Annotated in this window: 1 protein-coding gene; it reads right to left on the bottom strand. The window is 68.5% G+C overall.

From position 1 onward, the window contains the following. Window positions 1–185: 185 nt before the first annotated feature. Window positions 186–3,077 carry a chitobiase/beta-hexosaminidase C-terminal domain-containing protein gene (locus P2P98_RS04390; RefSeq protein ID WP_275797579.1) on the bottom strand — a complete coding sequence of 964 codons (2,892 nt, stop codon included), beginning with the start codon at window positions 3,075–3,077 and terminating at the stop codon, window positions 186–188. Window positions 3,078–3,597: the final 520 nt, after the last annotated feature.

Genomic DNA, 3,597 nt, shown 5'->3' with positions numbered 1-3,597 from the left:
ATCAGAACAGGCGATGCGCCGAGAACAGGACGATCAGGAGGATGCCGTCCTGTTCCGGGTGCATCGCCTGTTCTCGTGACACGGGGCCGCCGCGATCGACCGGAGCCGGACCGCGGCGACCCCCGACGCCCATGCGCGAAGAGGCCCGCCCCGCCCCGAAGGGCGAGACGGGCCTCGCGTGAGCGTCAGCGCAGCGTGAACGTCACCGTCGTGCTGTTCCCGGCGACGTCGTACACCACGAGCGTGTTCTCGCCCGAGACCGCACCGAAGACGCCCGGGGCGACGAAGTTGACGTCGGACCAGGTGTTGTCGGTCAGATCCTTCACCATGCCGTTGATGACCGCGCGGTCGATCTTGCCGGCGTCGTAGAGCTTGAAGCTCACCTTGTCGTAGGCGTCGGCGTCGCCCTGGGTGAACTCCGCGCCCTCCTTCACCGTGACTGTCGGGGCCGTGGTGTCCGCGTCGCCGGCAGCGACCACGCGGATGTCGTCGACGAATCCCGTGTTGTCGCCCTCGGTCGTGGTCGCCACGAACGAGATGGTGTGCTCGCCCTGCGTCACCGTGAAGGGCGCCGTCTCGTAGTACTGGTACTCGCCGCCGACCGGCACGTAGTGACCGAGCTTCTGCCCGTCGACCTCGACGTCGAACTCCTGCTGGCCGCCGAAGCCGACGCGGTTCGCCGCGGCGAACGTGATCGCGTAGGTGCCGGCTGGGAAGACCACGGTCTGGTCGATGCGGCTGGCCAGCCCCGAGTCGCTCTTCAAGTACGCCGTCCGCTCGCCCTGCGGGGCGGGCGAGGCGGGAACGAACACGCTGTTGTTGTGCTGGATGCCGGCGCGAGCGCTGAAGGTCCAGCCGTTCACCATCGGACCGTTCGCCGTCCCGCCGGTCGCGGGGCGCTCGAACCCGGCGTTGAGGATGCTCACCAGCGGCGGCTCCTCCGACACGTCCGGGTTGACGAAGCAGCGGTTGTCGCCGCCCGGGTTCGGGTTCGAGCCGAAGGAGGCGACCGCGCAGTCCACGCCGTCGGTGAACGTGCCGAAGACGAAGAGCCCGTCCGACCCGAACGCGACGTTCGCCTCCCCGTCGAAGGCGCACTCGCCGCCGTCCGCGTACTGGCAGAAGGTGTACCCGTCGGGCGCGTTCTGCACGTCCCTCACCTTGTACAGGCGTGACGTGACTCCCGATGCGTCCGCCCCGGGTGCCACCGCGACGGCGCGCAGGTAGGTCGTCTTGAGTGGCTCGAGGAAGATCTGCCCGGTGTACGGGGTGGAGGATGCCGCGGGCTCGCTGCCGTCCGTCGTGTAGAAGATCTGCGCGTCGGGGGTGGCGCTCGTGATCGTCACGGCCTCGATCGAGTCGTAGACGCCTCGCTCAAGACTGAACACCGGAGCGTCGGTGACACCGGCCGTACTGGCCGGGGTGACCTCGACCTGCGCGACGCCGTACTCCCCGTCGGGAAGCGTGGCCCGCACGGCGACGGTGCGCTCGGTGGTCACGGACGGGGCCGTGAACAGACCGTTCGCGTCGATGGTGCCGTTGTCGTCTCCGACCACCGACCAGGTCGGCGTGCCGGTGCCGTCGATGACGTTCGCCCCGAGCTGCACCTGCGTACCGCCGGCGACCGAGGTGCGCACGGGGGTCATCTCGACCTGCGTGGCCGCGGGGGCCGTCGTGTAGATGGCGTAGGTGTGCTCGTCGCCGATCTCGGTGTCGGTGAAGGCGTTGGCATCCGGGGTCAGGGTTCCGCTCGAGGCCGGCAGCAGGGCGTTCTCGCCGGGCTGTGCGATCGAATCCGTGTACGCGATGCGGGTGAAGTCCGCGGTCGCGTCGCCGCCGTCGAACTGCACGCGCACGTCCTTCGGCGAGCCCGACTGCGTCTCGACGAGGACGGTGAGCTCGCCGTCCGGTGCGCGGAACGCGGTCGCGCGCACATCGGCATCCGACACCTCCGTGCCGAGCACCGTGCTGTGCGCGGGCACGTACCGCATGAGGGGGCCCGCCTCCGAGAACGCGGCCGTGGGCTCGAGACCGAGGATGAGCGAGTCCCACAGGTTGTAGGAGCCGTTCGTGTCGCCCGCGGGGTCGCCCGTCATGACGCCGTTGAGCTGCCAGATGAGGTTGGAGTGCACGCCGTCGTTGGCGCTGCGGATGATGTAGTTCGCGTAGCCGGTTTCCCAGACGCTGGTGCCCGGGTTGGTCCAGCCCATCTCGGAGAGGTTGAGGGGAGCATCGCCGATGACGGCGCGGCGCTGGGCGATGGCATCCCCCATCGCGTCGTACGACTCGCCGTACAGGTGGAACGAGTACTGGTCGAAGACGTCGCCGGCGTTCTCGGCCATGTACTGCGTCCAGGCCACCGCGTTGACCTCTTCGGGGCCCCAGATCTGCACGTCGTCGCGCAGTCCGTCGGCGGCGAGCCGGTCGCTCACCGCGCGAGCCATGTCGGCGTAGTACGCCTTCTCGTCGCCCGGGGCCCAGAAGTCCCAGCTGCCGTTGGGCTCGTTGTAGAACGTGAGGTGATCGACGTTGTCGTAGCCGCGGTCGAAGAGGTTCTGCAGCAAAGCGGATGCCGAGGCGCCGTAGGCCGGCAGGTCGGCCGGGGCCGAGATGTAGGGGTCGGGGGCTCCGGGGATGGTGAACCAGTCGTGGACGCGCGCGCCGACCTTCCATCCGAAGTTCAGCTCGACCTCGGTGCCCGCGTCCTTGAACGCGTCGAGGTAGCGGTAGAACGCGAGCATCTCGGGGCTCTCGAAGTCGTACTGGCCCTTCTCGAGCTCCATCCAGTCGATCTGGAACCAGATGCGGGCGACCTTGGGCTGGAGCGTGTGGATGCGCTCGACGTCGACCTCCCAGTCGGCGTCGTCGTAGCCGTACTTCGTGGTGCCCTCGAGGAGGCTCCACGGGATGACGTTGACGCCGACGCCGAGGTAGTCCTCTTGCACGGTCTGGTCGAGGTGGACGGTGACGGTGCGCTGTTCGTCGGCCGCGGAGGCTGCGGTCGCGGGAACGAGCAGGGCGGCCGCGACGACGCTCGTCGTCGCGGTCAAGGCGAGGGCTGTGCGCCGTCGTCTCATGGGTTCTCCTATCGACAGTGATGGGAGGCGTCGCGGTGATTCATCGCTGAATCGGTAGTAATGCTACGCCGGGGGATGTATCAGCGAGGCTATGAGGGTTGCAATGGTCGCGCAAGCCCGAATTGTCATGGTTTTTCACGCTGATCGTCACTACTTTTTGTAGTTGTACTACTCTGCGTGAGGTCTTATGGGTGCGCGGAGTACCGTCTTACGGAGTCGAGGGTGGACACGCCGATCCCGGACGCCGGAACCCCGCGTGGCGGGTGCGGGTTCCGCGTGACGGTGCGGGGCGGGGGTCGCAGCGGCGTTGGTGCCGATGTGCCGTAGGGCGGAGTCGAGCCGCGACGCGCCGGTTCGGGATGCCGTGGGCCGGCGTGTCGGGGTGGAACTCCGCGTGAGGGTACGGGGGCGGCGAACGTGCCGGTGTGCCGTCAGGCGGAGTCGGGCCGTGACACGCCGGTTCGGGATGCCGTGGGTCGGCGTGTCGGGGACGGACTCCGCGTGACGGTACGGGGCCGGG

The sequence above is a fragment of the Microbacterium sp. Kw_RZR3 genome (genome assembly GCF_029222405.1).
In the GTDB taxonomy this organism is placed as follows: Bacteria; Actinomycetota; Actinomycetes; order Actinomycetales; family Microbacteriaceae; genus Microbacterium.
The sequence above is the reverse complement of the archived record's forward strand: the minus strand, read 5'-3'. Positions and strand labels throughout refer to the sequence as shown.

What these genes read in the sequence shown, in the direction of transcription:
- P2P98_RS04390 (WP_275797579.1), bottom strand. Translation starts at nt 3,077, where the DNA reads ATGAGACGACGGCGCACAGCCCTCGCCTTGACCGCGACGACGAGCGTC.